General features: G+C 72.3%; 16 protein-coding genes. 8 read left to right on the top strand and 8 right to left on the bottom strand.

Annotated elements, in window-relative coordinates; all coding sequences use genetic code 11:
• Together GPJ59_RS15715 and GPJ59_RS15710 are read right to left on the bottom strand one after the other, a co-directional pair.
• Positions 1-3,400: type I polyketide synthase (locus GPJ59_RS15715; RefSeq protein ID WP_219667759.1), on the bottom strand; the 3,400-nt coding region annotated here is incomplete at its 3' end.
• Between the two features lie 100 nt (positions 3,401-3,500).
• Positions 3,501-5,864: an MMPL family transporter gene (locus GPJ59_RS15710; RefSeq protein WP_219667758.1), complete on the bottom strand. Its 2,364-nt coding sequence runs from the start codon at positions 5,862-5,864 to the stop codon at positions 3,501-3,503.
• Between the two features lie 292 nt (positions 5,865-6,156).
• Between GPJ59_RS15710 and GPJ59_RS15705 the strand changes: the two genes are divergently transcribed.
• On the top strand, positions 6,157-7,464 hold the full coding sequence (locus GPJ59_RS15705) for a hypothetical protein (RefSeq protein ID WP_258024443.1): 1,308 nt from the start codon (positions 6,157-6,159) through the stop codon (positions 7,462-7,464).
• Positions 7,465-7,510: 46 nt separating this feature from the next.
• On the opposite strand, the gene GPJ59_RS15700 is transcribed toward GPJ59_RS15705, so the two are convergent.
• Positions 7,511-9,355, bottom strand: coding sequence for a transglycosylase domain-containing protein (locus tag GPJ59_RS15700; RefSeq protein ID WP_258024442.1), 1,845 nt, complete (start codon positions 9,353-9,355; stop codon positions 7,511-7,513).
• Between the two features lie 573 nt (positions 9,356-9,928).
• On the opposite strand from GPJ59_RS15700, the gene GPJ59_RS15695 reads away from it, so the two are divergent.
• Positions 9,929-11,017, top strand: coding sequence for an amidase domain-containing protein (locus GPJ59_RS15695; RefSeq protein WP_308120314.1), 1,089 nt, complete (start codon positions 9,929-9,931; stop codon positions 11,015-11,017).
• Between the two features lie 159 nt (positions 11,018-11,176).
• Here GPJ59_RS15695 and GPJ59_RS15690 read toward each other — a convergent pair whose 3' ends face one another.
• Together GPJ59_RS15690 and GPJ59_RS15685 are read right to left on the bottom strand one after the other, a co-directional pair.
• Positions 11,177-12,643 carry an amino acid permease gene (locus GPJ59_RS15690; protein ID WP_219667755.1) on the bottom strand — a complete coding sequence of 489 codons (1,467 nt, stop codon included), beginning with the start codon at positions 12,641-12,643 and terminating at the stop codon, positions 11,177-11,179.
• Positions 12,644-13,004: 361 nt separating this feature from the next.
• Entirely contained in the window at positions 13,005-13,517 is a 513-nt protein-coding gene (locus tag GPJ59_RS15685) for a hypothetical protein (RefSeq protein ID WP_219667754.1), read from the bottom strand.
• A gap of 234 nt (positions 13,518-13,751) precedes the next feature.
• Between GPJ59_RS15685 and GPJ59_RS15680 the strand changes: the two genes are divergently transcribed.
• Positions 13,752-14,906 carry an oxygenase MpaB family protein gene (locus GPJ59_RS15680; protein WP_308120313.1) on the top strand — a complete coding sequence of 385 codons (1,155 nt, stop codon included), beginning with the start codon at positions 13,752-13,754 and terminating at the stop codon, positions 14,904-14,906.
• Positions 14,907-14,923: 17 nt separating this feature from the next.
• On the opposite strand, the gene GPJ59_RS15675 is transcribed toward GPJ59_RS15680, so the two are convergent.
• Positions 14,924-15,508, bottom strand: coding sequence for a CBS domain-containing protein (locus GPJ59_RS15675; RefSeq protein WP_219667753.1), 585 nt, complete (start codon positions 15,506-15,508; stop codon positions 14,924-14,926).
• A gap of 340 nt (positions 15,509-15,848) precedes the next feature.
• Between GPJ59_RS15675 and GPJ59_RS15670 the strand changes: the two genes are divergently transcribed.
• Complete coding sequence (locus GPJ59_RS15670; protein WP_219667752.1) at positions 15,849-16,706, top strand: dienelactone hydrolase family protein; 858 nt, start codon at positions 15,849-15,851, stop codon at positions 16,704-16,706.
• A gap of 131 nt (positions 16,707-16,837) precedes the next feature.
• Here GPJ59_RS15670 and GPJ59_RS15665 read toward each other — a convergent pair whose 3' ends face one another.
• Positions 16,838-18,283, bottom strand: a complete 1,446-nt coding sequence (locus GPJ59_RS15665) for a glyceraldehyde-3-phosphate dehydrogenase (protein WP_219667751.1) — start codon at positions 18,281-18,283, stop codon at positions 16,838-16,840.
• Between the two features lie 239 nt (positions 18,284-18,522).
• Between GPJ59_RS15665 and GPJ59_RS15660 the strand changes: the two genes are divergently transcribed.
• The 4 genes from GPJ59_RS15660 to GPJ59_RS15645 all read left to right on the top strand — a co-directional run bounded on the left by GPJ59_RS15660 (position 18,523) and on the right by GPJ59_RS15645 (position 22,501).
• Positions 18,523-20,685 carry a CHAT domain-containing WD40 repeat protein gene (locus tag GPJ59_RS15660; RefSeq protein ID WP_219667750.1) on the top strand — a complete coding sequence of 721 codons (2,163 nt, stop codon included), beginning with the start codon at positions 18,523-18,525 and terminating at the stop codon, positions 20,683-20,685.
• The gene (locus GPJ59_RS15655) at positions 20,682-21,119 is read left to right on the top strand and encodes a hypothetical protein (RefSeq protein WP_219667749.1); all 438 of its coding nucleotides are present in this window, start codon (positions 20,682-20,684) and stop codon (positions 21,117-21,119) included. The genes GPJ59_RS15660 and GPJ59_RS15655 overlap by 4 nt, the downstream gene beginning before the upstream one ends.
• Before the next feature lie 46 nt (positions 21,120-21,165).
• Positions 21,166-21,591, top strand: a complete 426-nt coding sequence (locus GPJ59_RS15650; protein WP_219667748.1) for a CD225/dispanin family protein — start codon at positions 21,166-21,168, stop codon at positions 21,589-21,591.
• A 223-nt stretch (positions 21,592-21,814) separates the two neighbouring features.
• Positions 21,815-22,501, top strand: a complete 687-nt coding sequence (locus GPJ59_RS15645) for a maltokinase N-terminal cap-like domain-containing protein (RefSeq protein WP_219667747.1) — start codon at positions 21,815-21,817, stop codon at positions 22,499-22,501.
• Between the two features lie 254 nt (positions 22,502-22,755).
• On the opposite strand, the gene GPJ59_RS15635 is transcribed toward GPJ59_RS15645, so the two are convergent.
• On the bottom strand, positions 22,756-23,508 hold a 753-nt coding region (locus GPJ59_RS15635), incomplete at its 5' end, for a C40 family peptidase (RefSeq protein ID WP_219667746.1).

Here is a 23,508-nt window from a genome sequence, read left to right as displayed (position 1 = left end):
AGATGGTTATAAGAGACAGGTCCGGGGACGGGGACGTACCCGGGGGCGCACCGGAAGACGCACTCGCGATCATTTCCGCGATGCCCCCGACCGTGGGCCGGTCGGCCACCCGCTCGTCGGCGGTCCACTGCGGCCAGTGCCGCTCAAGGGAGGCGACCAGGTCGGTCAGCATCAGCGAGTCGAACCCGAGATCGTCGACCAGCAGCTGGTCACTGCGCAGATGGCTCACCGGGAACGCGCTGATCCGGGCCACCTGCGCGAACACGGAGTCGACGACCTCGCCGCTGACGACCTCGCCGCCGACGACCTCGCCGCCGACGGGCGAAGGCTCCTCGACGGGCGAAGGCTCCACGACGGCGACGGGCGCAGACGCAGACTCCACGACGGCGACCGGCGAAGGCTCCACGACGGGCGAAGGCTCTTCCTCGATCGGCTGGTCCACCGGGGTCTCCTCGCAAGGGGCGGGCAGGGACGGGAGGGGGCGGGCCGGGACGTCCTCCTGCTGGGCGGGCGCGGGGCGGCGGCGGGGCACCCAGTACGACTGGGTGTCCAGCCCGCCCACCGGCAGGTCGAGCAGTCGGCGGCCGTCCTCGGGAACCAGGCCGCGCGGGTCGACCGGGGCGCCCAGGACCGCGAGCCGGGCGAGGGCCCGGACGAAGCCGCGCCCGCCGTCCGGCGCCGCCTCGGCGGCGGGCACGACGTGCACGTCGTCGTGGCCGTAGAGGTTGCGGCCGACCGAGCTGAGCAGCGAGCTGCCGCCCGTCACCTGGAGGAAGATGCGGGCCCCCTGGTCGTAGGCGGCGTGGACGCCGTCGCCGAAGTGGACCGGCGCGGACGCGTGGCGGGCCCACAGTTCGCGCAGTTCCTCGGGGTCGTCGCAGACCGCCCCGTTCACGGACGAGACGAACGGCACGGCGGGACGGTGGACGGTGCGCTCGGCGAGGCCCGCGCGTACGGCCTGCTCGGCGGAGGCCAGCAGCGGCGAGTGGAAGGCGTTGGAGACCTCCAGCGCCACGGTGACCACTCCCGCCTCGGCACAGGCCTCCCGCATGGCGGCGAGCCCTCGCGGCGTGCCGCTGACCACGACCTGCCGCTGCTGGTTGAAGCAGGCGAGCCACACGTCGTCGATGCCGTCGACGAGCCGGCGGCAGGTCTCCTTGTCGGTCTGCACGGCGAGCATCCCGCCCCGCAGGCCGGTCTCCGCCCGGCGCAGGGCCGCGCCCCGGTGGACCAGCAGCCGGACGGTGTCCTCGGCGGTGAGTGCTCCGGCCGCCGCGGCGGCCGCGAACTCCCCGACGCTGTGGCCGAGGGCGAGGTCGGGAGTGACACCGCAGTCGGCCAGCAGCCGGGTGGCGGCGATCTGGACGGTACCGAGCAGCGGCTGGCACACGTCGGTGGCGGTGAGCCGCCGCCGGAGCTCTGCGGCGTCGCCACGGGCGGTCGCCGCCTCGCCGTACAGCATGTCGGTGAGGTCGAAGCCGGTGTCCCGTCGGGCCATGGCGCCGAGCTTGTCGACGGTGGCGCGGAAGCCGCCGAAGCCCTCGTAGAGGTCCCGCATCATGCCCGGCCGCTGGCTGCCCTGGCCGGGGAAGAGGAAGGCGATGCGGCGCTGCCCGGCCGGCAGCGGAGCGTCGGCGGCGTAGGCGTCGTCGCCGAGGTCGCCCCGGGCGCCTTCGGCGAGCTGCCGCCGGGCCTCGCGCAGCCGCCGGGTGAACTCCTCCGTGTCCGCCGCCACGATCGCGAGCCGGGTCCGCAGCGGCTCGCGCGAGCCCAGGGTGTGGGCCAGGGCCCCGATCGGGGCGGGGTCCGTCGTGTGGAGCGCGTCGAGCACGTCGCCGATGTGCCGGTCCAGCAGCTCGGGGCTGCCGGCGGAGAGCAGGACGAGCTGAGGCCCGCTCCCTCCCGCGCCTTCGGCCGCTCCCGTCCCGGCTCCCGTTCCCGTTCCCGTTCCTACGACGACCGGCGTGCCCACGGTGCGTACCGAGCGGCGGTCGACGGCAGGAGCGGGCGCCTCCTCCAGCACCACGTGGACGTTGGTGCCGCCGAAGCCGAACGAGCTGACGGCGGCCCGCCGCGGGCCGAACCCGCTCGGCCAGGGCCGCGCGGTGTCGGCGAACCGCAGGCCCGCGGCGGAGATGCCCAGGTCCGGGTGCGGGGTGGTCTTCGGCTGCGGCACGATCGTGCGGTGGTGGACCACCAGGGCCGTCTTGATCAGCCCCGCGATACCGGCCGCGGACAGGGAGTGCCCGATGACGGCCTTGCCCGAGGCGAGGTAGCACAGCCCGGGGTCGTCGTCGGGGTACTCGGTGCGCAGCCGGCGCAGCGCCTCGACCTCGGAGCGGTCGCCGGCGGCGGTACCCGTGCCGTGTGCCTCCAGGAAGGCCACGGAGGAGGGGGCGACCCCGGCGTCGTCGTAGGCCCGGCGCATCGCGCGCAGCTGCCCTTCGGCGGTGGGGACCAGCGGCCCCGGGGACGCGCCGTCGTTGGCCGAGCCGATGCCCCTGATCACCGCGTAGACGCGGTCGCCGGCGGCGAGTGCGTCGGACAGCGGCCGGACGACGACGGTGCCCGCGCCCTCGCCGAGGACGAAACCGTCGGCCCCCTCGTCGAACGGGCGGCACACCCCGCTCGCGGACAGTGCGCGCAGCTTGGAGAAGCCGATCAGCCCGTCGGGGGTGAGGTTGAGGTACACGCCGCCGACGACGGCGATCCGGCAGGTGCCCTGGCGCAGGTGGACGATCGCCTGGTCGAGGGCGACCAGGGAGCTGGAGCACGCGGCGTCGACGGCGAAGCTGGGGCCGCCGAGGTCGAACTGCCGGCTGACGGTGCCGGCCGCCATGTTGAGAAGGCTCCCGGGCAGGGTGAAGGACTGGAAGGGGCCGAGCCGGGCGGCCTGCTCCTTGGCGGCGTCGACGGCGTCGACGGCGTCGGTGCCGTCGACGCCGCCGGCGCCGTTCACCGCACGCGACTCGTCGGCCAGGGCGATGGCCCGTACGGGGGCCGCCATGAGGTCCTTGTAGTCGGACACCGACAGTCCGAAGAACACCCCGGTGTTCTCCCGGTCGAAGTCGCCGCGGCCCATCCCCGCGTCGGCGAGGGCCTCGCGGGTGACGTCGAGCATCAGCCGGTGCTGCGGGTCCATGGCCCGGGCGCGGGCGGGTGGCACCCCGTAGTGCAGGGCGTCGAAGCGGTCCACGTCGTCCAGGAAGGCGACCTGGTCGGTGTAGGCGGCGTTGGGGGCCGAGGGGTCGCCGGGCGCGTGGAAGGTCTCGTGGTTCCACCGCTCCTTCGGGACGGCGCGGACCTGGCGCTCCCCGCTCATCAGGAGCTTCCAGTAGGCGCGGATGCCGGGGGCGCCCGGGAAGCGGCAGCCGAGTCCGGTGATGGCGATGTCGGTCATGGGAGTTCTTCCTTGTCGTGCTGCCCTGGCGCGGACGGCGCCCGGGCGGTGGGGGTGTGGGTGGGGGTGGGTATGGGGCTCGGGGTGCACGCTGCGGTGGTCAGCGGCGTGCGGGGGCGGGGGCATGCACCGGGGCATGGACGGGGGCACGGGCGGGGGCATGGGCGGGTGCGGGACCGGGGGCACGGGCCGGTGGTACCTGCCGGTCGGGGTCGGGGCCGGTGCCGGGCGAGGACCGGGACGCCGGGCGCGGCACCCGGCGCCCCAGCGGCCACGGGGCCCACCAGTTCAGGCCGCCCGCCAGGCGCATGAGCGCCGGTACGAGGACACCCCGTACGAGCGTGGCGTCGAGGAGGACGCCGAGGCCGGCGCCGATCCCGAAGAACTGCAGGAGGGAGACCTGGGAGGTGCCGAAGCTCAGCAGGGTGAAGGCGAGCAGGGCGCCGGCGGTCGTGACGATGCCGCCCGTGTGCGCGATGCCCGAGACGATCGAGCCGGCGTTGTCCTGCCCGGCATCGTGCGCCTCCTTGATCCGTGCGAGGACGAACACCTCGTAGTCCACCGAGAGCCCGAAGACGATGCAGAACAGCAGCACCGGCATGGTCGTGGTCAGCGGTCCGGGCGTGAAGTCGAGCAGGTGGCGCAGGTGGCCCTGCTGGAAGATCCACACCATGGCGCCGAGGACGGCCGCGAGGCCCAGCGCGTTCAGCGCGATCGCCTTCAGCGGCAGCAGCAGGCTGCGCGTGAAGCCGAGCAGCAGCAGGAACGTGGTGCCCGTGATCAGGGAGAGGGCCAGCGGGATCCGGTCCTTCACCGTGTCCTTGGCATCGACCAGCACGGCACTCGGTCCGCCGACGAGGGCGTCGGTGGCCGCGGGGGCGGGCGTCGCGCGGATGTCGCGCACGAGCTGCTGGGCGGCACGGGACTGGGGGTCGACGGCCGGGACCACGGAGAACCGGTCCGGCCCCTGGCCGACGGACCCGGCCGTGGCTCCGGCTTCGGCTCCGGTCCCGGCTTCGGCTCCGGTCCCGGCTCCGGCTCCGGTCCCGGCTCCGGCTCCGGTCCCGGCGGCGGGGGCCGCCGCCTCGCCGTGCCGGAAGGCGCCGTCGGGCCCCACGACCTGGGCGACCTGCGGGAGCATCGACAGCCGGCGGGCGTAGTCCGCCCGCTCCGGCGGGGACGCCGTACCCGTGGTGAGCACCGTGAGCGCGCTGGAGCCCTTCATGTCGAAGGCGCCACGCACGAGGTCTCCGGTCTGCCGGCTGGACGCGCTCACCGGCAGCGCCCGGTCGTCGGGGGTGGCGAAACCGGCGCGCGTGAACGGCCCGGCGAGCAGCACCAGCAGGCCGATCACCGGCAGCGCCGCGAGCAGCGGGCGGCGTACGACGATCCGCGCCAGCCCCTCCCAGAAGCGCGACCGCGAACCGGACCGGGAGCCGGACCGGGCCCGGCGGCGCCACGGCACCGACCAGGCGTCGACCCGCGTGCCGAGCAGCGTGAGCAGTGCCGGCAGGACGGTCACGGCGCTCACCGCCGCGACGGCCACCACGGCGATGCCCGCGTAGGCGAAGGAGCGCAGGAAGTACGGCGGGAACACCAGCAGGGTGGCGAGCGCGGCCGAGACCGTGGCGGCGCTGAAGGCGATGGTGTGGCCCGCGGTGCGCACGGTCCGCACCGCGGCGGTGCGCGGGGTGTGGCCGCCGGCGAGTTCCTCGCGGAACCGCGAGACGACCAGCAGCCCGTAGTCGATGCCCAGCCCCAGGCCGAGCGCCGTGGTGAGGTTCAGCGCGAAGACGGACACGTCGGTCAGACCGCCGAGGACGCTCAGGACCAGCAGCGTCCCGGCGACCGCCAGCACGCCGATCAGCAGGGGCAGCGCCGCGGCCACCACACTGCCGAACACCAGGACCAGCAGGAGGAGGGTGCCCGGCAGGACGACGGACTCGGCCCGCTTCAGGTCCGACTCCGAGAGGTCCTGGAGCTCGGCCTCGACCAGCGCCGGTCCTCCGACGTGCACGGTCAGGGCGGTCCCGGCAGCGGTCGGGGCGGTCAGCTCCTTGCGCAGCCGCTCCACCCGCGCCCCGAGCTGCTCCCCCTCGCCGTCCACGTGGGCTACCAGCATGGCCGCGCGGCCGTCCCGGCTGCGCAGCTCCGGCGCCTTCGCGGTCCAGTACGAGGCCACGGCACTGACGTGCGGCCGGGCGGCGAGGCGTGCGGCCAGCTCCGCGCCGGCGCTCCGGGCGGCCGGGGCGTCGACGGAACCGCCGCGCGCCTCGGCGACGACGACCAGGTTGGGGGAGGCCCCCAGGTGCTCTGCCGCGACGCTCGCGACGCGGCTGGACTCGGACCGCGGATCGTCGTACCCCTGCGTCTTCAGCCGGCCGGTCGCGTCCGCGCCGAAGGCGACGGACAGCACGAGGAACGCCAGCCCGGCGAGGAGGACGAGTCGGGGGTGACGGGTCACCAAGCGCCCTGCATGGCGGAACATGGGGCCTCCGATCCGGGCGGCGTATCGATCCTGCTCTTGCGCAGGAAGGTCGATCTCCACCGTGCCCGGAGCCGGAAGCCGGCCGTAGTCCCGGCCATTCGTCACTTGACAGGCGCGGTCACGGCTGCGGGGCGGCTGTGAGCCGGCTGTGAAACCGGTCCAGGGAAGGGGTCCTGGGTGCGGCAGGTGTGCCGAGAAGTTCTATATTCGTATGAACCATCCGAGCGGGGTGGTCCAGGGGGGAAGGTCAGGGGGGAAGACGACTGCGATGGCCGAGAACGACGCCGCGCCGGGTTCCCGGGCACAGTCCCGGAGTGCCCGTGCATCACGCAGACGAGCACAGAACCGCAGGCGGCTGGGCACAGGCATAGCCGTGCTCGCCATAGCCGGGTCCGCCGTCACCGCGTACGCCTTCACCGGGGACGACTCGGCAGGCCCCGACCGCGGTGCGGAGCTCTCCGGGTCCGCGGCCGGTGCGGGCGGGAAGGGCGCGAAGGAGCAGTGGGACGGCAAGGTCAAGGTGCTGGGGGACGGCTCCACCTCCTACACCGGACCGCAGCCGGGACAGCTCAAGCCCGAGCGGCTGAAGCCCGGCGAGAAGCCGCCGCAGTTCGTGGTGTTCTCCTGGGACGGCGCCCTGGAGGGCGACGACCACCTCTTCTCGCACTTCCGCAAGGTGGCCCGGGAGAGCAAGGCCCACATGACCTTCTTCCTCACCGGCATCTACCTGCTGCCGGAGAACAAGAAGATGCTCTACCGCCCGCCGCAGCACGACCAGGGCGCCGCCGCCATCTCGTACCCGACCGTGCCGCACGTGAAGTCCACGCTGGCGCAGCTGCGCGGTGCCTGGAAGGACGGCAACGAGATCGGCTCGCACTTCAACGGGCACTTCTGCGGGCCCAAGGGTGGCGGCGAGTGGAGCGCCGAGGAGTGGAAGAGCGAGATCGACCAGGCGTACGCGTTCATGAAGACCTGGAAGACCAACACCGGCTTCACCGGTGAGGCGCCCCTGCCCTTCGACCCGGACAAGGAAGTGGTCGGCGGCCGCGCGCCCTGCCTGGAGGGCCAGAAGAACCTCATGACCGCCATCAAGCCGTACGGCTGGCGCTACGACGCGAGCTCCTCGGGCGACTTCCAGATGTGGCCGTCCAAGCGCGACGACATCTGGAACTTCCCCCTCCAGCTCGTCCCGCTGCAGGGCAAGGAGGTGCAGGTCCTCTCCATGGACTTCAACTTCCTCTACAACCAGTCCGGCGACAGCACCAAGGGCGACCCGTCGAAGTACCCGGAGTGGCAGTCGCAGGTCCGGATGTCCTACATGAACGGGTTCAACCGGGTCTACAACGGCAGCCGGGCGCCCATGTTCATCGGCAACCACTTCGAGGACTGGAACGGCGGCATCTACATGAACGCCGTCGAGGACATGATGCGGGACGTCTGCCCGCGCCAGGACGTCCGCTGCGTGTCCTTCCGGGAGCTGGCCGACTGGCTCGACGCCCAGGACCCGAAGGTCCTGGCCCAGCTGCGCATGCTCGACCCCGCGCAGGCGCCGGACTGGAAGACGCTGGTCAAGTAGTGGCCGCCGGGCGCCACCGCAGGGCCGGTGGCGCCCGGCCGCCGGCCTACTTCACGGCCTTGATGTAGTTGCCCCACACGCCGACGGCCCGCGCGTAACCGGGCGTGCCCGGGGCGTCGCCGCCCAGGCCCGTCAGCGGCAGCGGAACGAGGTCGGTCAGCGCCATCCGGTAGACCACCACGGCCGTGGACTCCTGCTCGGTGCTGGCCACGAACCAGCCCGCCGTGTTCGCGGCGGTCGTGCCGGTCTTCCCCGCCGCACCGGGGTGCGCCTTGCCCACCGTCTTCGCCGACCCGGCCGTGACGGTGTCCCGCAGGGCGTCCGTCACCGCGCCCGCCGTCCTGGCCGAGACCGCCCGGGCGGCCTTCGGCGCGACCAGCGGCACGGCGGCGCCGGCGCGGGTGACCGAGCGCACCGAGTACGGGTCGGTGTGCATGCCGCCGGCGGCGAAGGTCTGGTAGGCGCCGGCCATCCGGATCGCGCTGGGCGTGGAGTTCTCCCCGAGGGCGAACGTGGGGATCCGCGGCCCGAGGCTCGACCTGAGCAGCCCCGCGCGCTCGGCGAACGATTCCACCCGGTCGAGGCCGACATCGAGGCCGAGCTGCAGCATGGGCGTGTTGACGGAGTCGGCGACGGCCTGGCGCAAGGTCACCTGGCCCCAGTTGCGCCCGCCGTCGTTGCGCCCCTTGACCACCTTGCCGGCGCGGTCCCAGTACGGGCCCTCGGGCGTCTGGACGGTGACCTGGTCGTTGCCGTTGTAGACGCTGGAGGGCGAGACGGGCGTGCGGGCCTTGCCGCGGGTCCGCTCCACCCCGTCCTCCAGCGCGGCGGCGTAGACGATCGGGGTGAGCGCCGAGCCGACCGGGATCGTGGTCGCGTTCGCCTGGTTGAAGCCCTGCTTGAGGTAGTCGGGGCCCCCGTACACGGCGAGGAGCCGGCCGTCGGGCGCGACGCTCGCGGCGCCGATCTTCGCGTACTTGTCGGTGTCGGGGCGCTTCTCGGCGTCGAAGTCCTTCTGGGCCTCCTGGACCGCGGCGGTCAGGGCGGCCATGCGGCTCTGGTCGAAGGTCGTGTAGATCTGGTAGCCGCCGAGGTCGAAATCGGACTCCTTGATGTGGCCGGCCTTGATCGTGTACGCCTTTGCCATCTCCACCAGGTAGCCGGTCTGCGCGCCGGGCATGCCGACCAGGGACGCGTCCGAGGGCTCCGGGAACGTTGTGTAGGTGGCCCGCTCGGCCTGCGAGAGGTGGCCCGTCTCGACCATGCGGTCCAGGATCCAGCTCCACCGCTCGACGGCCCGCTCGTGGTTCTCCTTGCTGAGCGTGGGGTCGTAGAGTCCGGCGCCCTTGAGGAGGGAGGCCAGGAAGGCGCCCTCGCTGGGGTTGAGCTGCGAGACGTCCTTGCCGTAGTACGCCTGGGACGCGCGCTGGATGCCGTAGGTGCCGCGCCCGAACCAGCTGGTGTTGAGGTAGTCCTGCAGGATCTGCTTCTTGCTGTTGCGGTTGTCCAGCTTGACGGCGAGCAGGACCTCGGTGAACTTCCGCGAGAGGGTGCGGTCCTGGTTCAGGTAGGCGTTCTTCACGTACTGCTGCGTGATGGTGGACCCGCCCTGGGTCTCGCCCCCGGTCAGCGCGGCCTTCACGGCGCGCAGGAAGCCGCTGGGCGAGACGCCGGGGTCCGAGTAGAAGCTCGCGTTCTCGGCCGCGAGCACGGCCCCCTGGACCTTCGGGGGCACCTTGTCGAGCGGCATCTCCTGCCGGCTGACCCAGCCCGTGCGGGCCATCGTGGAGCCGTCGGCCCAGTAGTAGACGTTGTCCTGTTGTCTGGCGAAGGAGTTGAGGTCGTCGGGTATGTCCGTGACCGCGTACGCAATCGTGACGAAGCCGGTCATACCGATGAACGCGTACAGGCACGCGCCCAGCCACTGGCGCCACGACGGTATCCACCGGCGCCAGTCGCTGCGGCCCGGCCTCGGGTACGCGGGCCGCAGCCGCCGCAGTTGTGTGCGTGCCGCGGCGAGGGCCGGTGCGAGCGGGGCGAGCCGGCCGGCGGTCGTCCAGGGCCGGCGCAGCGGCCCGGCCGCGGGCCTGGCCCGCCGCGCCGCGGCTCTGCCGGCGCCGTCGGGCGTCGCCTGTCCGCCCCGTGATCGCCCTCTTCGGGCGGTTCCTCGCCTACCCACCGTTGATGCCCCTCTGCCGTGCTTTCCCACACCTTAGAGGCACTACCTGTGAGAGCGGAGTGGTGGTCCGCCGTCGGCGGGGCGGCCCGGAGCGGGCCGTCGCCCGCGCCCCGGCGACGGCCTTCGGCATCCGTACGTCCCGGTCCGGAGGAACACAACATAAGGTGCCCCTGAGTTGTGCGAAGATGCCGTCCCCCGGTTCGTGTGATACCGGGTGACAAGGGGAAACAAGTGATACCTAGAAGGTTCAGGCCCGCAGCCATAGCGGCCCTGACCGTAGCCGTTGTGTCCGGAAGCTGGTTCGCCTACTCCGCTTCGGCGGTCTCCGGGCCCCGCCAGGCCGACCGTGCCACCGCCGACGCCTTCGCCCACATAGCCGACGAGGTGCTCTCCCAGCGCACCCAGGCCCTGGTCGACGGCCAGGCCGTGCGCCACGGCTCCGGCCGGGCGAACGCGAAGACGCGCATGTCGGCGCAGCTGAAGAAGGACCAGGAGACCGCGATCCAGTCGCTGCGGTCCCGCAAGACGCTGCTGGCGGAGCTCGGCGAGGCCTACACGGGCGCCGACACCCGTGTCGCCGTGGACCGCGCCGTGGTCGCGGGCGGGAAGGCGACCGTCGAGGTCACCGAGCACACCACGCTCACCTACAAGAAGGTGCGCGGGGACGAACCGGACACCACCGACTTCCGGACCCGGTACGAGCTCACCCTCACCAGCAAGAAGGGCGGGGGCTGGGAGCTGACCTCGCTGAAGTCCCGGGACGCCGGCCCCGTCGCCGTCAACGAACCCGTGTCGGCGAAGGCCAACGTCATCACGGACGACGGCAACCAGTACCCGGACGGCACGCCCGCGTCCACCAAGTACCCCGCCACGGCGAAGCCCAAGGTGAAGACCGGCGGCGCCTACGACTACACCGCCATGGCGCAGTACGCCGAGAAGTACTGGCGCAACTACAACCCGTCGTACCGGAAGTTCAACGGCGCCGGCGGCGACTGCACCAACTTCATCAGCCAGGCGCTGAAGGCGGGCGGCTGGAAGCCCGTTCCGGGCACGGCCACGGACTACCGCAACTGGTGGTACGACAGCAGCAAGGGCCAGAGCACGTCCTGGGTCGGTGCGAACGAATGGGCCTGGTTCACGCTGTCCAACCAGCGGGCCGCCAACCTGGAGAACGTCTACCAGATGGACGTCGGCGACGTCCTGCAGGCGGACTTCAACAAGGACGGGTCCAAGGACCACACCATGATGGTGACGTACCGCAGCAGGGCGGGAATGCCGTACCTCACTTACCACTCCACCAACACGTACCGGAAGTCGCTCGCGAGCATCATCGCGTCCTACCCGGACGCGCGTTACTTCGCGTACCGCACCTGACGGTCGGCCCCCGGGCCCCTCCCGCCGCGGAACCCGCGGCAGGAGGGGCCTTTGCGCGCCCGGGATCCGACGAGGACCGCCCGCCACCGACGCGGATGCACGCGGGGGCGCACCGGCCGGGGGAGGACCGGTACGCCCCCGCGTGGAGTGGGGTGCGACTCAGGAGCGGCCCGCGGGCTCCAGCTCCTGGTCCGCGGCCGCGGCACGCGCCGCGACCTGCGGGTTGCGGGCCTTGAGGACCGCCCAGCCGACCGCCAGGCAGACCGCCCAGCCGGCACCCACGTACAGGGAGATGCGGCTGTCGGGGTCGATGGCGATCATCACGGTGACCAGCAGCAGGAAGGCCACGGCGATCCAGCTGCACACCGTGCCGCCGGGAGCCGGGAAGGACGAGGCGGGCAGCTTGCCGGCGACCACCGCGCGGCGGTAGCGGATGTGGCTGACCAGGATCATCAGCCAGGTCCAGATACCGGCGGCGGTCGCGACCGAGGTGACGTAGCCGAACGCCTTCTCCGGGACGACGTAGTTGAGGACCACGCCGATGCCCATGAGGGCGACGGAGAGGGTGATGGCCACGGCCGGGGTCTTGGTGGAGCTCAGCCTGCCGAGGACCTTGGGGGCCTCGGAGTTGGCGGCCAGGTCGCGCAGCATGCGGCCGGTGGAGTACATGCCGGAGTTGCAGGACGACAGGGCCGCGGTGAGGACCACGAAGTTCACGATGGCCGCACCGGCCGGGATGCCGATCTTGGCGAAGGCCGCCACGAAGGGGCTGACGCCCGGCTGGAACTCGGTCCACTTGACGACCATCAGGATCACGCTGAGGGCACCGACGTAGAAGACGATGATGCGCCACGGCAGGGTGTTGATCGCCTTGGGGAGCGTCTTCTCCGGGTTCTCCGACTCGCCCGCGGTGACGCCGACGAGCTCGACGGCCAGGTAGGCGAACATGACGCCCTGCAGGGTCATCAGGCTGGAGCCGACGCCCTTGGGGAAGATGCCGTCGAAGGCCCAGAGGTTCGACACCGCGGCGGTGTCACCGGCGGCGCTGAAGCCGAAGGTCACGACGCCGATACCGATCACGATCATGCCGATCAGGGCGGTGACCTTGACCATCGAGAACCAGAACTCGATCTCGCCGAAGATCTTCACCGAGATGAGGTTGGCGACGTAGAGGACCACCAGGAAGACCAGGGCGGTCACCCACTGCGGGATGTCCGGGAACCAGAAGTGCACGTAGATCGCCGCGGCGGTCAGCTCGGCCATGCCGGTGACCACCCACATGAGCCAGTACGTCCACCCGGTCACGAAGCCGAAGAACGGGCCGAGGAACTCGCGGGCGTACTCCGCGAACGAACCCGAGACGGGCCGGTACAGGAGCAGCTCGCCGAGCGCCCGCATGATGAAGAAGACGATGACGCCGGCGAGGGCGTACATCAGGATCAGGCTGGGCCCGGCCTTCGCGATGTTCGCGCCGGCGCCCAGGAAGAGGCCGACGCCGATGGCGCCGCCGATGGCGATCATCTGGACCTGGCGGCTGCCGAGCCCGCGCTCGTAGCCCTCCTCGGGCGTGCTGCCCTTGGCTGCGTTGTCGTCGCCGTGGTGCTGTTCGACCTGCGTCGAGGTCATGCTGTGGTGCGCCTTTCCGCTCCATGCCGACCCGCGCCGCGCTCGGCTGCGGATCGGGTTCCGATCCCCCGGATGCTGAATGGAGTTGCTGCCGGCGGTGGCCGGCCCCAGCGCCCCTGCCCGGACGAGGGTGGTGTCCGGAGCAGGCGGTCGTGAAGATGTACCACGGTGGCGTCCGGCGGGCCGTGGCGAACATCACCGGCATACCGGTCATTCGTCGGTGACCAGGCCGAAAGGCCCTGGTCGGTAATGCGATCGTTATCCGGATCTGAGCGTCCGTTGAGCGAACACCGAATGACATCGAGGCAACGTGTGCCACCTCGGCGCCGTGTCCGTCTTGCTACGGGCACGTACGGTGAGGTCAGTGGCCCGCCGCCGCCTTCACCAGGGCGACCGCCGTACCGATCGCCGCGTCGATCCCGCCGGCCACGAGGGCGAGCACGATGCCCCCGCCCATCCGGATCCCCCCGATGCACCCCCAGGCGAAGAGGGCCGCGACATTGACCCCGGCGGCCGTCGCCAGGGCCGCATCGAGGCTCATCACCCCCAGCGCCGAGGCGCCGATCAGGACGAGCGGGCCCACGGCGGACAGCAGCAGGGGGCTGCTCACGTAGAGCATGGAGCGCAGCTCCCGGCCGGTGGCCACGGTCCCGTGCACGACCCGGTGGGCCTGCTGGTCGGCGACGAGGGCGGCCAGCCACAGGCCCACCGAGCCGGTCACGACGGTCGCCACCGCGCCCGGCACCTCCACATTGCCGCCGGCGGCGAGCCCGAGGACCAGGGAGATCATCGTGATCGTCGCGTACAGCCGTTCCTTGAGCCGGGCCGCGGCCGTCTGCGCGTGCGCCGCCCTGTCGATCGCCTCGTCCGTCACCCGTACCAACCTAGGACGCACCGGGCCGGCGGGCCGGGCCCGCTGTGCCGTTCGGGTGAGGGGGAAACGATCCCCTGGCCCGGGGTCGTTACGCCGCGCCGCGCGGGGCCGGGAGCATGCCCGTGTTCGGCGTCGTCCGCCCCTGCCCCGCCGGGGAGCGGCGCGGCGCGGCCTGCCCGGCCCCCGGCCCGCCACGGCCGGCGAGCACCCGTACCGCGAGGAAGGAAGTCACCGGTGGCTTTGACGGCCCAGTACGTCGCGCAGGAGCTGGAAGCCGCGAGCAAGGTCGGAGATCCGAAGGCCGACGAGCTCGTGTCCGACCTGATCGACAACAAGGAGATCGACGGGGTCAACGCCCTGTTCCGCACCATCGGCACGCTCAAGCCGGGGCAGGACCTGTCCCAGCTGCCGCCCCGGCTGGCGGAGTTCCTGAAGGAGGCGGCGGCCCCGCCGCCGGACTGGAGCGAGGCGGACGTCAAGGCGGCCGAGAGCTTCTTCGCCCACCACCACGGCGAGGTCTCCATGCTCCAGGGGACCGTGGGCCTGATCGGCACCTACCTGTCCCCGACCGGCGCCTTCACCCTGCGCTCCACCGGCCGCCTCGGCGGGGTCGAAGGCCCGGGCCGGCGGCTGTCGCAGTCCTCGCGGCTGTTCATCGACATGGGCAACAAGAACGCCATGCGCGACGGCACCCTGGCCGCGAACGTGACCAAGGTCCGCCTGGTCCACGCCTCCGTCCGCCAGCTGCACAAGAAGAGCGGCGAGTGGGACTACGCCAAGTGGGGCGAGCCGGTCTCGCAGAAGTACACCACCGGCGCGGCCTGCGTGTTCTCCACCCAGATCCTCCAGGCCATGAAGCGCCTCGGGATCGACGTCTCGAAGGACGACGCCCACGGGTTCATCTGCGCGTGGCACTACGTGAACCACTACCTCGGCACCCCCGAGAAGTGGCTCCTGCCCAAGGACGCCGACGAGGTCGAGCGGCTGTGGAACCAGGAGCGGGACAAGGAGTGGAAGAAGACCGACGACGGCGTCTTCATGACCAAGCAGGCCGTCGACTTCTACAAGAAGTTCTACCCGCCGGGCGTCCACGACGCGTTCTTCGCCATGGTCCGGCACGCGCTGAGCGACAAGTACGCCGACATGGCCGGCCTGCCCAAGAGCGTCCTGGACGCGGGCGCCGGGCTCGCGGCGGCCGGCAGCGGCCTGGTCGGCGGCGTGGGCGGCGGCCTGCTGGGCGGCGGCGCCAAGAAGGTCACCGGGGTCAACCCGTACAAGGAGATCGTCGGCGTCGCCTCCAAGGGGTACAACGAGATCCAGAAGTTCGCCCTGACCCACGACCAGGACGACCAGCCCCAGATGCACCAGGAGCTCCACGACAACCGCTGACCCCGGCCCCGTACGGGTCAGGCGACCGTGAGCCGGTCGACCACGTCCACCACACCGTCGACGCTCTGGCACAGCCGTACGACGACGGGGACGAGGTCGGCCCTGGGCACGGTGCCGCTGAGGGTGACCAGCCCGTCGGCGACGTCGACGGTCAGGGCCGAGGGGCTCAGCCCCAGGGTGCGGGTGAGCACGTCCTCCAGGATCTCCTCCTGGATCGCCCGGTCGCGGCGCAGCAGGAGCTGGAGGATGTCGCTCCGGCTGAGGATGCCGATCACCACGTCCTCGTCGTCGACCACCGGCAGGCGCTTGACCCGGCGCCGCTCCATCAGCCGGGCCGCCCGGACCACGCTCCACCCGGGCCGGGCGGTGACGGCGGGGCTGGTCATCAGGCCGGCGGCCGTGTCGGCCCCACCGCCGGCCACGTGCCGGCGCAGCAGGTCGGCCTCGGAGACCACGCCCAGGGCATGCCCGCCGTCGTCCACGACGGGGACGGCCGTGATGCCGTACTCGTCGAGGAGGCGGGCGATCTCCTTGAACGGGGTGCCGAGCTGGACGGTGACGGCGGTGGGCGTCATCAGGTCCGCGACGCTGCGATGCCTCATCCTGCCCTCCTTCACACCGGACGAGCACGTCCTGTTCACACCGGACGGGCGCGTCCTGGAGTGCGGGGTCGCGGAGGTCCCCAGCTCCCCAGCTAGACGATGCCACGGCCGGCGGGCCCCCGCACCAGCGGCGCGGCCGCACCCACCTGCGGTGGGAGGTCCGGCGCCGGCGGCAGGACCGGCGCGATCCGGCCGCGGTGGCGGCGCGGGGGCGGGCCGCGCGAATCGCCGGGCCGGATCCGGGTAGCGTTCGGTTTCACAGCGGCCGGGCCGCGGGACCCGGCAGGTGCCGCCGACCGGGTCCGGCAGCGGCCCGCACGATCCTCCGGGGGGACCCACAGTGACCGCATCAGCGCCCGTCTCCGACCTCGCCGGCTGGCCGCGGTCGGAGTTCTCCTGGGGCGGGAGGACGCACGCGTACTACGAGCGGGGCCAGGGCCCGGGCGTCGTACTGCTGCCCGAACTGCCGGGCATCACACCGGAGCTGCTGGGCCTGGCGGACCATCTGGCCGACAGCGGGTTCACCGTGGTCGTCCCGTCGCTGTTCGGCACGCCGGGCAACCCCGCCTTCGGCGCGCGGGCGGCGCTCGTCATCACCCGGGTCTGCATCACCCGGGAGTTCCACGCCTTCGCCACGAACGCCCGGCGCCCCGTCACCGACTACCTGCGGGCCCTGGCCCGCAGCCTCGCCGAGCGCACGCCGGGACCGGGCGTGGGCATCGTGGGCCTCTGCTTCACGGGCGGCTTCGCCCTGGCCGCCGCCGTGGACGACTCGGTCCTCGCGGCCGTCATGGGCGAGCCCTCGCTGCCCCTGCCGCTGAGCGCCGCGCACCGCGCGGACCCGGGCCTGTCGGAGCAGGAGCTGCGCGACGTCCAGGTGCGCACCCGGGACGACGGCCTGTGCGTGCTGGGGCTGCGCTTCACCGAGGACCGGCTGGTCCCGGGGGAGCGGTTCGAGACCCTGCGCGACCGGCTCGGCGACTCCTTCGCGTACGTCGAACTCGACTCGCGGCCGGGCAACGCCGCGGGCTTCGCCCCGCGCTCCCACTCGGTCCTGACCCACGAGGTCCGCGAGATCCCCGGCCATCCCGCCCTGGAGGCCCGCCGGAAGGTGGTGGCCTTCCTGCGGCGCCGACTGGTCGAGGGCGACGGAGCGCGGGAGCCGGGGTCGGTGCCGGGGCCGGTTCCGGGGCCGTAAGGCCGGCGGCGTCCCGTACCGGGGCTACCGGCGCCGCAAAAGCCGACGGGGCGGCGCCGGAAGGGCAGCTGCCGGATTCCGGTCGGAATCCGGGCAGCTCCTCCGTCGCCGCCCCGCCTGCGGGGTCCGGATCAGACAGCCGGGACCGGGTAGGTCGGGTACTCCACCCCGGAGACGTGCTGCACGACGCGGATGACCTGGCACGAGTAGCCGAACTCGTTGTCGTACCACAGGTAGAGGATGGCGTTGTCGCCGTCGACCTTGGTGGCACCGGCGTCGATGATCGAGGAGTGCCGCGAGCCGACGAAGTCCATGGAGACGGCGTCGGGGGCGGTGGTGAAGTCGATCTGGCGCTTCAGCGGCGAGTGCAGCGAGACGCCGCGGAGGTACTCCAGGACCTCGTCACGGGTGGTCTCGCGGCCCAGGCGCAGGCTGAGGATGGCGATCGAGACGTCCGGGACGGGGACGCGGATCGAGCTGCCGGTGATCGGCGCCTTGAGGTCGGGCAGCGCCTTGGCGACGGCCGAGGCGGCACCGGTCTCGGTGATGACCATGTTGAGCGGCGCGGAGCGGCCGCGGCGGTCGGCCTTGTGGTAGTTGTCCAGCAGGTTCTGGTCGTTCGTGAACGAGTGGACCGTCTCCACGTGGCCGCGCAGCACGCCGTACTCGTCGTCCATGGCCTTGAGCGGCGGGACGATCGCGTTCGTGGTGCAGGAGGCGCAGGACAGGATGCGCTCGTCCGGCTTGATCATGTCCTGGTTGACACCGTGGACGATGTTCGGGACGTCGCCCTTGCCCGGGGCGGTCAGGACGACCTTGTCGACACCGGGGCGCAGGTGCTTGGAGAGGCCCTCGCGGTCGCGCCACTTGCCGGTGTTGTCGATGAGGATGGCGTCCTTGATGCCGTACGCCGTGTAGTCGACCTCGGACGGGTCGTTCGCGTAGATCACCCGGATCGCGTTGCCGTTGGCGATGATCGTGCTGTTCGCCTCGTCAACGGTGATGGTGCCCTGGAACTGGCCGTGGATCGAGTCGCGGCGCAGCAGCGAGGCGCGCTTGACGAGGTCCGCCTCGCCGCCACCGCGGACGACGATGGCGCGCAGGCGCAGGCCGTTGCCGGAGCCGGCCTTCTCGATGAGCAGGCGGGCGACGAGGCGGCCGATGCGGCCGAAGCCGTAGAGGACCACGTCACGGCCGGTGGAGCGCTCGAGCTTGTTCGCGCCGGTGGCGCCGGCGACGGCCTCGGCGGTGAACTCCTCGACCGACAGACCACGGCTGTTGGACTTGTAGGTCGCGGCGAGCATGCCGATGTCGATCTGCGAAGGACCGAGGTCGAGCGTCGTCAGGGCCTTCAGGAAGGGCAGCGTCTCGGTGACCGAGAGCTCCTCGCCGGCGATCTGCCGGGCGAACCGGTGGGTCTTGAGGATGCTGATGACCGACTTGTTCACCAGGGAGCGGCTGTGGACCAGGACCGTGACGTCCCGCTCCCGATGCAGCTTCCCGATGATCGGGATCATCGACTCCGCGATCTCCTCGCGGTTCTTCCAGTTGGTGAACGAGTCATCATTGACAGTCACAGGTTTATCTTTCGAGCTAGGCGGCGCTCATATGCTAACCCGCCGATCGTTTGAACCATCAAGGGGGCCCGGCCGATCGCCCTGCGGGGCCCTTCTTGTGCCCGTATCGGAGCGATGCGGGAGGGCGCATCGGGTGTAGATGTCCCATTTCTTCCACGAATATCGGCACATGTCCACACCGGTGGACTTCGTTCGGCATCGGGTGTGGACTGACTGTAGAGGTGCCGGAGGTGGAGGGCATGAAAGGACTGCCGTTCCGGCTCGAAATAATTGAAGCCGACACCAGCTGGGTTGTTCTCTGTTCATCCGAATGCGGCGAGGCGACGGTGCGCGTTCCCGCCCCGTACTCCGGCGAGGAGCTGCGCGCCGTCCTCGCCGAGGTCGAGACGGCTCTGACCCGGTCCTTCAGTTCGGTCGTCACGCGACGCTCCGCCCAGACGGAACGACCTGTACGGGAGTTCGGCGAACGGTTGACCGGTGCTGTCCTGCGGGACGAGATCCTCATCCAGTTCGACCGGTGCCGCAGCCGCGCCCGGGCCGAGGACCGGCCGCTGCGCGTCCTCATCGGCGCCAACGGGCCGCGCGTCGAACGGATTCCCTGGGAGTACCTCGTCGACCCTGCGGGCCGGGACGACTACCTCTCCCTGCGGGTGCCGGTCGTACGGAACCTGCGGCTGATGAATCCGGCCCCTCCGCTCAGCCTCACCCTGCCGCTGCGCGTGCTCGGCATCTCGGCCCGCCCCAGGGACCTCCCGGTGCTGGACGAGCAGCGGGAGCGGGAGCACATCGCGCGCGTGCTCCAGGAGAAGAGCTCCGACAACGTCGACGTCCACTGGCTGCCCGGTGACCGCTGGGAGGACCTGAGGGACGCCCTGCGCTTCGGCACCTGGCACGTCCTGCACTGCGTCTGCCACGGCGGCTTCGACGAGGAGCAGAACACCGGCTTCCTCGAGCTGTCCCGCGACGACGGCTCGGCACGACCGGTCTACGCCAGGGACTTCGAGCGGCTGATCCTGGACGGTACGCAGCTGCGGCTCATCGTCCTCAACGCGTGCGAGTCGGCGGTGAGCGGGGCCGACGACGTCTTCACCAGCACCGCGGCCAACCTGATCCGGGCCGGGGTGCCGGCCGTCGTGGCCATGCAGTACGAGATCACCGACCAGGCGGCCTTCACCTTCGCCTCCTCCTTCTACGAGCACGTCGCCCAGGGGCTCCCGGTGGACCGTGCCGTCACCTTCGCCCGACAGGACGTGAAGATGAGCCTGGGCAGCCTGGAATGGGCGACGCCGGTCCTGTTCCTGGCCGACCGGACGCGGATCTTCTCGGTGCCGAAGGGGCAGCAGGAGGAGCCCCCGGACGCACCGGTGGACCTCAGGAAACGCGACCGCGACGTACCCCCCGGGGAGGAGCCCGGCACCTCGGCCGCGCCGCCGCCGCGTCCGCACCCCGCCACCGCACCCTCCGAACCGGGCCTTCCCGCGCCCCGGAGGACAGGCGTGCTCGCCGAGTTGGGGTGGTGCGACCACGTGGCGCTCGGCCCCCGCAACCTGCTCGCGGCCGCGTGCGGGGACGGCCTCGTACGGGTCCTCGACGCGAGCACCGGCCTTACGGTGGCGCGTTGCACGCTCGCGAACTGCGCACGGCCGGTGCAGCTCGCGTGGGGCCCCTGGCGGCGGCACGTCGCCAGCCGCCACGAGGACGGCAAGATCGTCGTCTGGGACCTCCAGACCGAGGTGCCGGCCCGCCTGCTGAACGTCGGCCCCGGCAGCGGTGCTTCCCTCGCGTTCAGCGGCGACGGCCACTGGCTGGCCGTCGCGGTCGGGGAGCACGTCCACGTCTACGACGCGAACGGTGCGCAGGTCAGGGACATCCCCGTCGCGCAGGGCCGCAAGGCCGGTGCCTGGCAGTCGGGCGTCCACGGCCGCCTCGGCCCGCTCGCCTTCGCCCCGGACGGCCGGCACCTCGTGGTGGCGGGCACCGACGGCGTGGTGCGGCAGCTGGACGTGCGGGGCAGACAGGTCGCCGAGTGGCAGCACCCCCAGCCCGTCCACGCCCTCGCGGTCACCCCCGGCGTGGTCGCCACCGGCTGCGCCGACGGCCGGGTACGGGTCTGGTCCTGGGCCGGGCGGCTGCTGCGCAGCACTCCGCACGGGCCGGAGCCGACCCATCTGGCCCTCTCCGCCGACGCGTCGGTCCTCGCCGTCTCCGACATCGAGGGCCTGATCACCCTCTGGGACCTGCGCAGCGGGCGGACCACCGCCCCCGCCGAGGGCTCCGGACGGCCGTCGGTCGGGATCGCCTTCCTCGAGGGAGGCCAGGGCCTGGTCGCAAGCACCCGGCAAGGTGCCGTCGAGCACTGGACCCTGCCGGACTGGATGGCCGCCCCAGGAGGTGATGCATGAGCAGACCCGAGATCGAGATCTTCTGGCCCGCGTCCCTGCCGAGCGAACCGGCCGCCGCCGGGGAGGACATGCTGCGCGGAGCCGGCATCGAGACCAGCTGCCTGCTGCGTCCCGTCCGCCGGGGAGGGGTGTCCGAGACGGTGGTCGTGCTGGTGTCCTCGGCGGTGCTGGAGCCGTTCCTGCGGACCCTCTTCCAACGCGTCGCCGACGAGGCGGCCTCCGGACTCAAGGCGTTCGTCGGCCGGCTGCTGGAGCGCCCGGCGGAAGGGGCGCCCACCCCGGACGGGGTGGTGATCGAGTCGAGCCCGACGGGGGCCCGGTTCCGGTTCACCGCCGACCTGCCGGACGCGGCGTACGAACAGGTCGTCGGGGTCGACGCCGGCGACAAGCGCTGGGCCTGGGACCACCGGCTCGCCCTGTGGACCCCTGGCTGACCGCCGGCCCGGCGCGCCTTTCGGATCTCAGAGAAGGTGACCCGCCATGACCGACCGTCGCGAACCACCGTTCCCCGAGGACGAGAACTGGGGGCCGCAGACTCCGTGGCAGACGCCGGGGCCGCCCGCAGCCGACACCTCACCGTCCCCGTCCGCTCCTCCCGGACCGCCGACGGCGCCACCGCAGCAGTCGTGGGGGCCGGACGGGCGGAGCCGGGCCCGGCCGGCGGAATCGCACATGGCGGGCGCCGTCATCTCCCTGTTCCTCTTCCTGCCGACCGGGCTCGCCGCGATCATTTTCGCCTCCGAGGTCAATGCGAAGAACACCTCGGGGGACTACGCCGGCGCCGCAGAGTCGTCGCGCAAGGCGCGGCGCATGGTCATCTGGAGCCTCGCCCTCTTCGCCGCCTTCTGGGTGATCGTCATGATGGCCGCCGCCTTCTCGGGAGTGGAGACGGAAACCGTCTCCTGACCTGCTAGGGCCTGTCGTCAAATTCCCGTCTGCCCCCGCGACGCCTGGCACGCACTCTCGCCGCACCGGACGAAACCCCAAGTACGTCCAGTACGAGGGCTTCCGCCCGGCACGCCGAGAGCACGCACCAGACGCCGCGGGGCCGCCCTTCGGGCGACGACGGGAATTTGACGACAGGCCCTAGGCCGGGAACAGGCGGCGGGGCCCGGGGAGTTCACCGGGCATGGCTGTCATTCATCACACCACCATGTCGCCCACCAAGCTGGAGCTGCTCGCCGGCTGGCTGCCCGCGAGGTCCTGGTACGTCCGCACGCGGAGCGCGCCGGAGCTGAGCCGTGCCGGCGGGTTCCGGATCGACGACCCCGCGGGCGAGGTGGGGATCGAGTTCATGGTCGTCACCGACACGTCGGGTGACCGGCCGATCGCGTACCACGTGCCGCTCACCTACCGGGGGGCGCCGCTCGACGGGGCCGAGGAGGGGCTCGTCGGGACGTCCGAGCACGGGGTGCTCGGGCGCCGGTGGATCTACGACGGGGTCCATGACCCGGTCCTCGTCGCCCAGCTGCTCGCCCTCCTCCAGGGCAAGGCCGAGGCGCAGCACCAGAGCCTGTCGGACACTCCCGACCCGTCCGTCGCCGCGCACTTCACCGGGCCGGCGCTGCCGGAACCGGCCGCGGCGCGGGCCGTCGTCGACGGCCCGGACGGCACGCGGCTGGCCGTGGAGCCCGCGGAGGGCGGGCCGCTGGCGCTCACGGTGAGCCGCGTCCTGCGCGCGCAGGGGCCGGGCACGGCCGGTGACTCCGCAGCGCAGGCCGGTACGCGCGCGCACCTCACCGCCGGCTGGACCGCGCCCGACGGCGCGGAGCGCCGGGGGCTGTTCGCCGTACTGCGCGCCGCGGATGCCGGCTGACACGGCCTCAAGCGCGCGGGGCCTCCAGGCGGCCGAGCCATGTGGTGAGGAGTGCCTGGAGGGCGGCGGCCTCCCCGGGTGCCAGTTCGTCGAGCAGCCGCCGCTCGTTGTGCATGTGCTCGGTGAAGGCGAGGTCGATCAGGTCGCGGCCGGCCGGGGTCAGGGCGACGACCCGGCGGCCGCCGCCCGCACGGGTGCGGCGGGCCTGCGCCGACCCCCGTCCGGCGCGGACCCGCCCCCTGCCGTGCCGGATCTCAGAACCGGCAGGTCTCCACCCCCTCCAGCCAGGCCGGGCCCTGGATGTAGATGTTGGTCATCCAGGCCTGATAGTCCGGCAGGTACGACCAGGCGTCATTGGTGTACCCGTCGGAGGTGACCACCTCGGCGTGCTTCTGGCACTGCACCCGGATCGTGGTCGGCCCGGGAAAGGCGTACACCCGCCCCGCCGAGACGGACGGCCGGTCCTTGGTCCACACGCCCGTGCCCCAGGTCCGGAAGACGTGTCCGGTCACGGGCCCGGTGTCGATCCGGACCGCGCCGTGGTAGCCCGCCATCCGTACGTCGCTGACCATGAGCCTGGTGCCCGACTGACGGGCCTCGACCATCTTGCCCGCGCCCAGGTAGATGGCGATGTGGTGCAGGTCCTGGGAGGTGCCCCAGGCCAGCAGGTCGCCGGGCAGCAGCGGCGCGAGTCCCTGGGCGGCCGTGAAGCGCCCGGAGGCGTGCGGGGTGTAGTACTGGCTGCTCGCCACCCCGTCGAGGATGTCCGACCCGGCGGCCTCGGCGTACGCGTGGCGCACCAGCCCCGAGCAGTCGAAGCCGCGCCGCTCCGGATCGTGCTCGCTGGCCGGGTCGGTCGGATCCACCTGCCCGTACGTCGGCCCCGGCTGCGGGCCGTGCCCGCCGCCCCACGTGTACCAGGTGCCCGCCGCCACCTGTGCGCAGGCCGCGGCGATGGCCCGCTCGGCCGCGGCCGAGGCGCCGGGCGCCAGGACGCCGCACTGCGC

Source organism: Streptomyces bambusae, from assembly GCF_019400985.1.
Taxonomy (GTDB): domain Bacteria; phylum Actinomycetota; class Actinomycetes; order Streptomycetales; family Streptomycetaceae; genus Streptomyces; species Streptomyces bambusae_A.
This window is presented reverse-complemented; position numbering and strand designations above follow the sequence as displayed.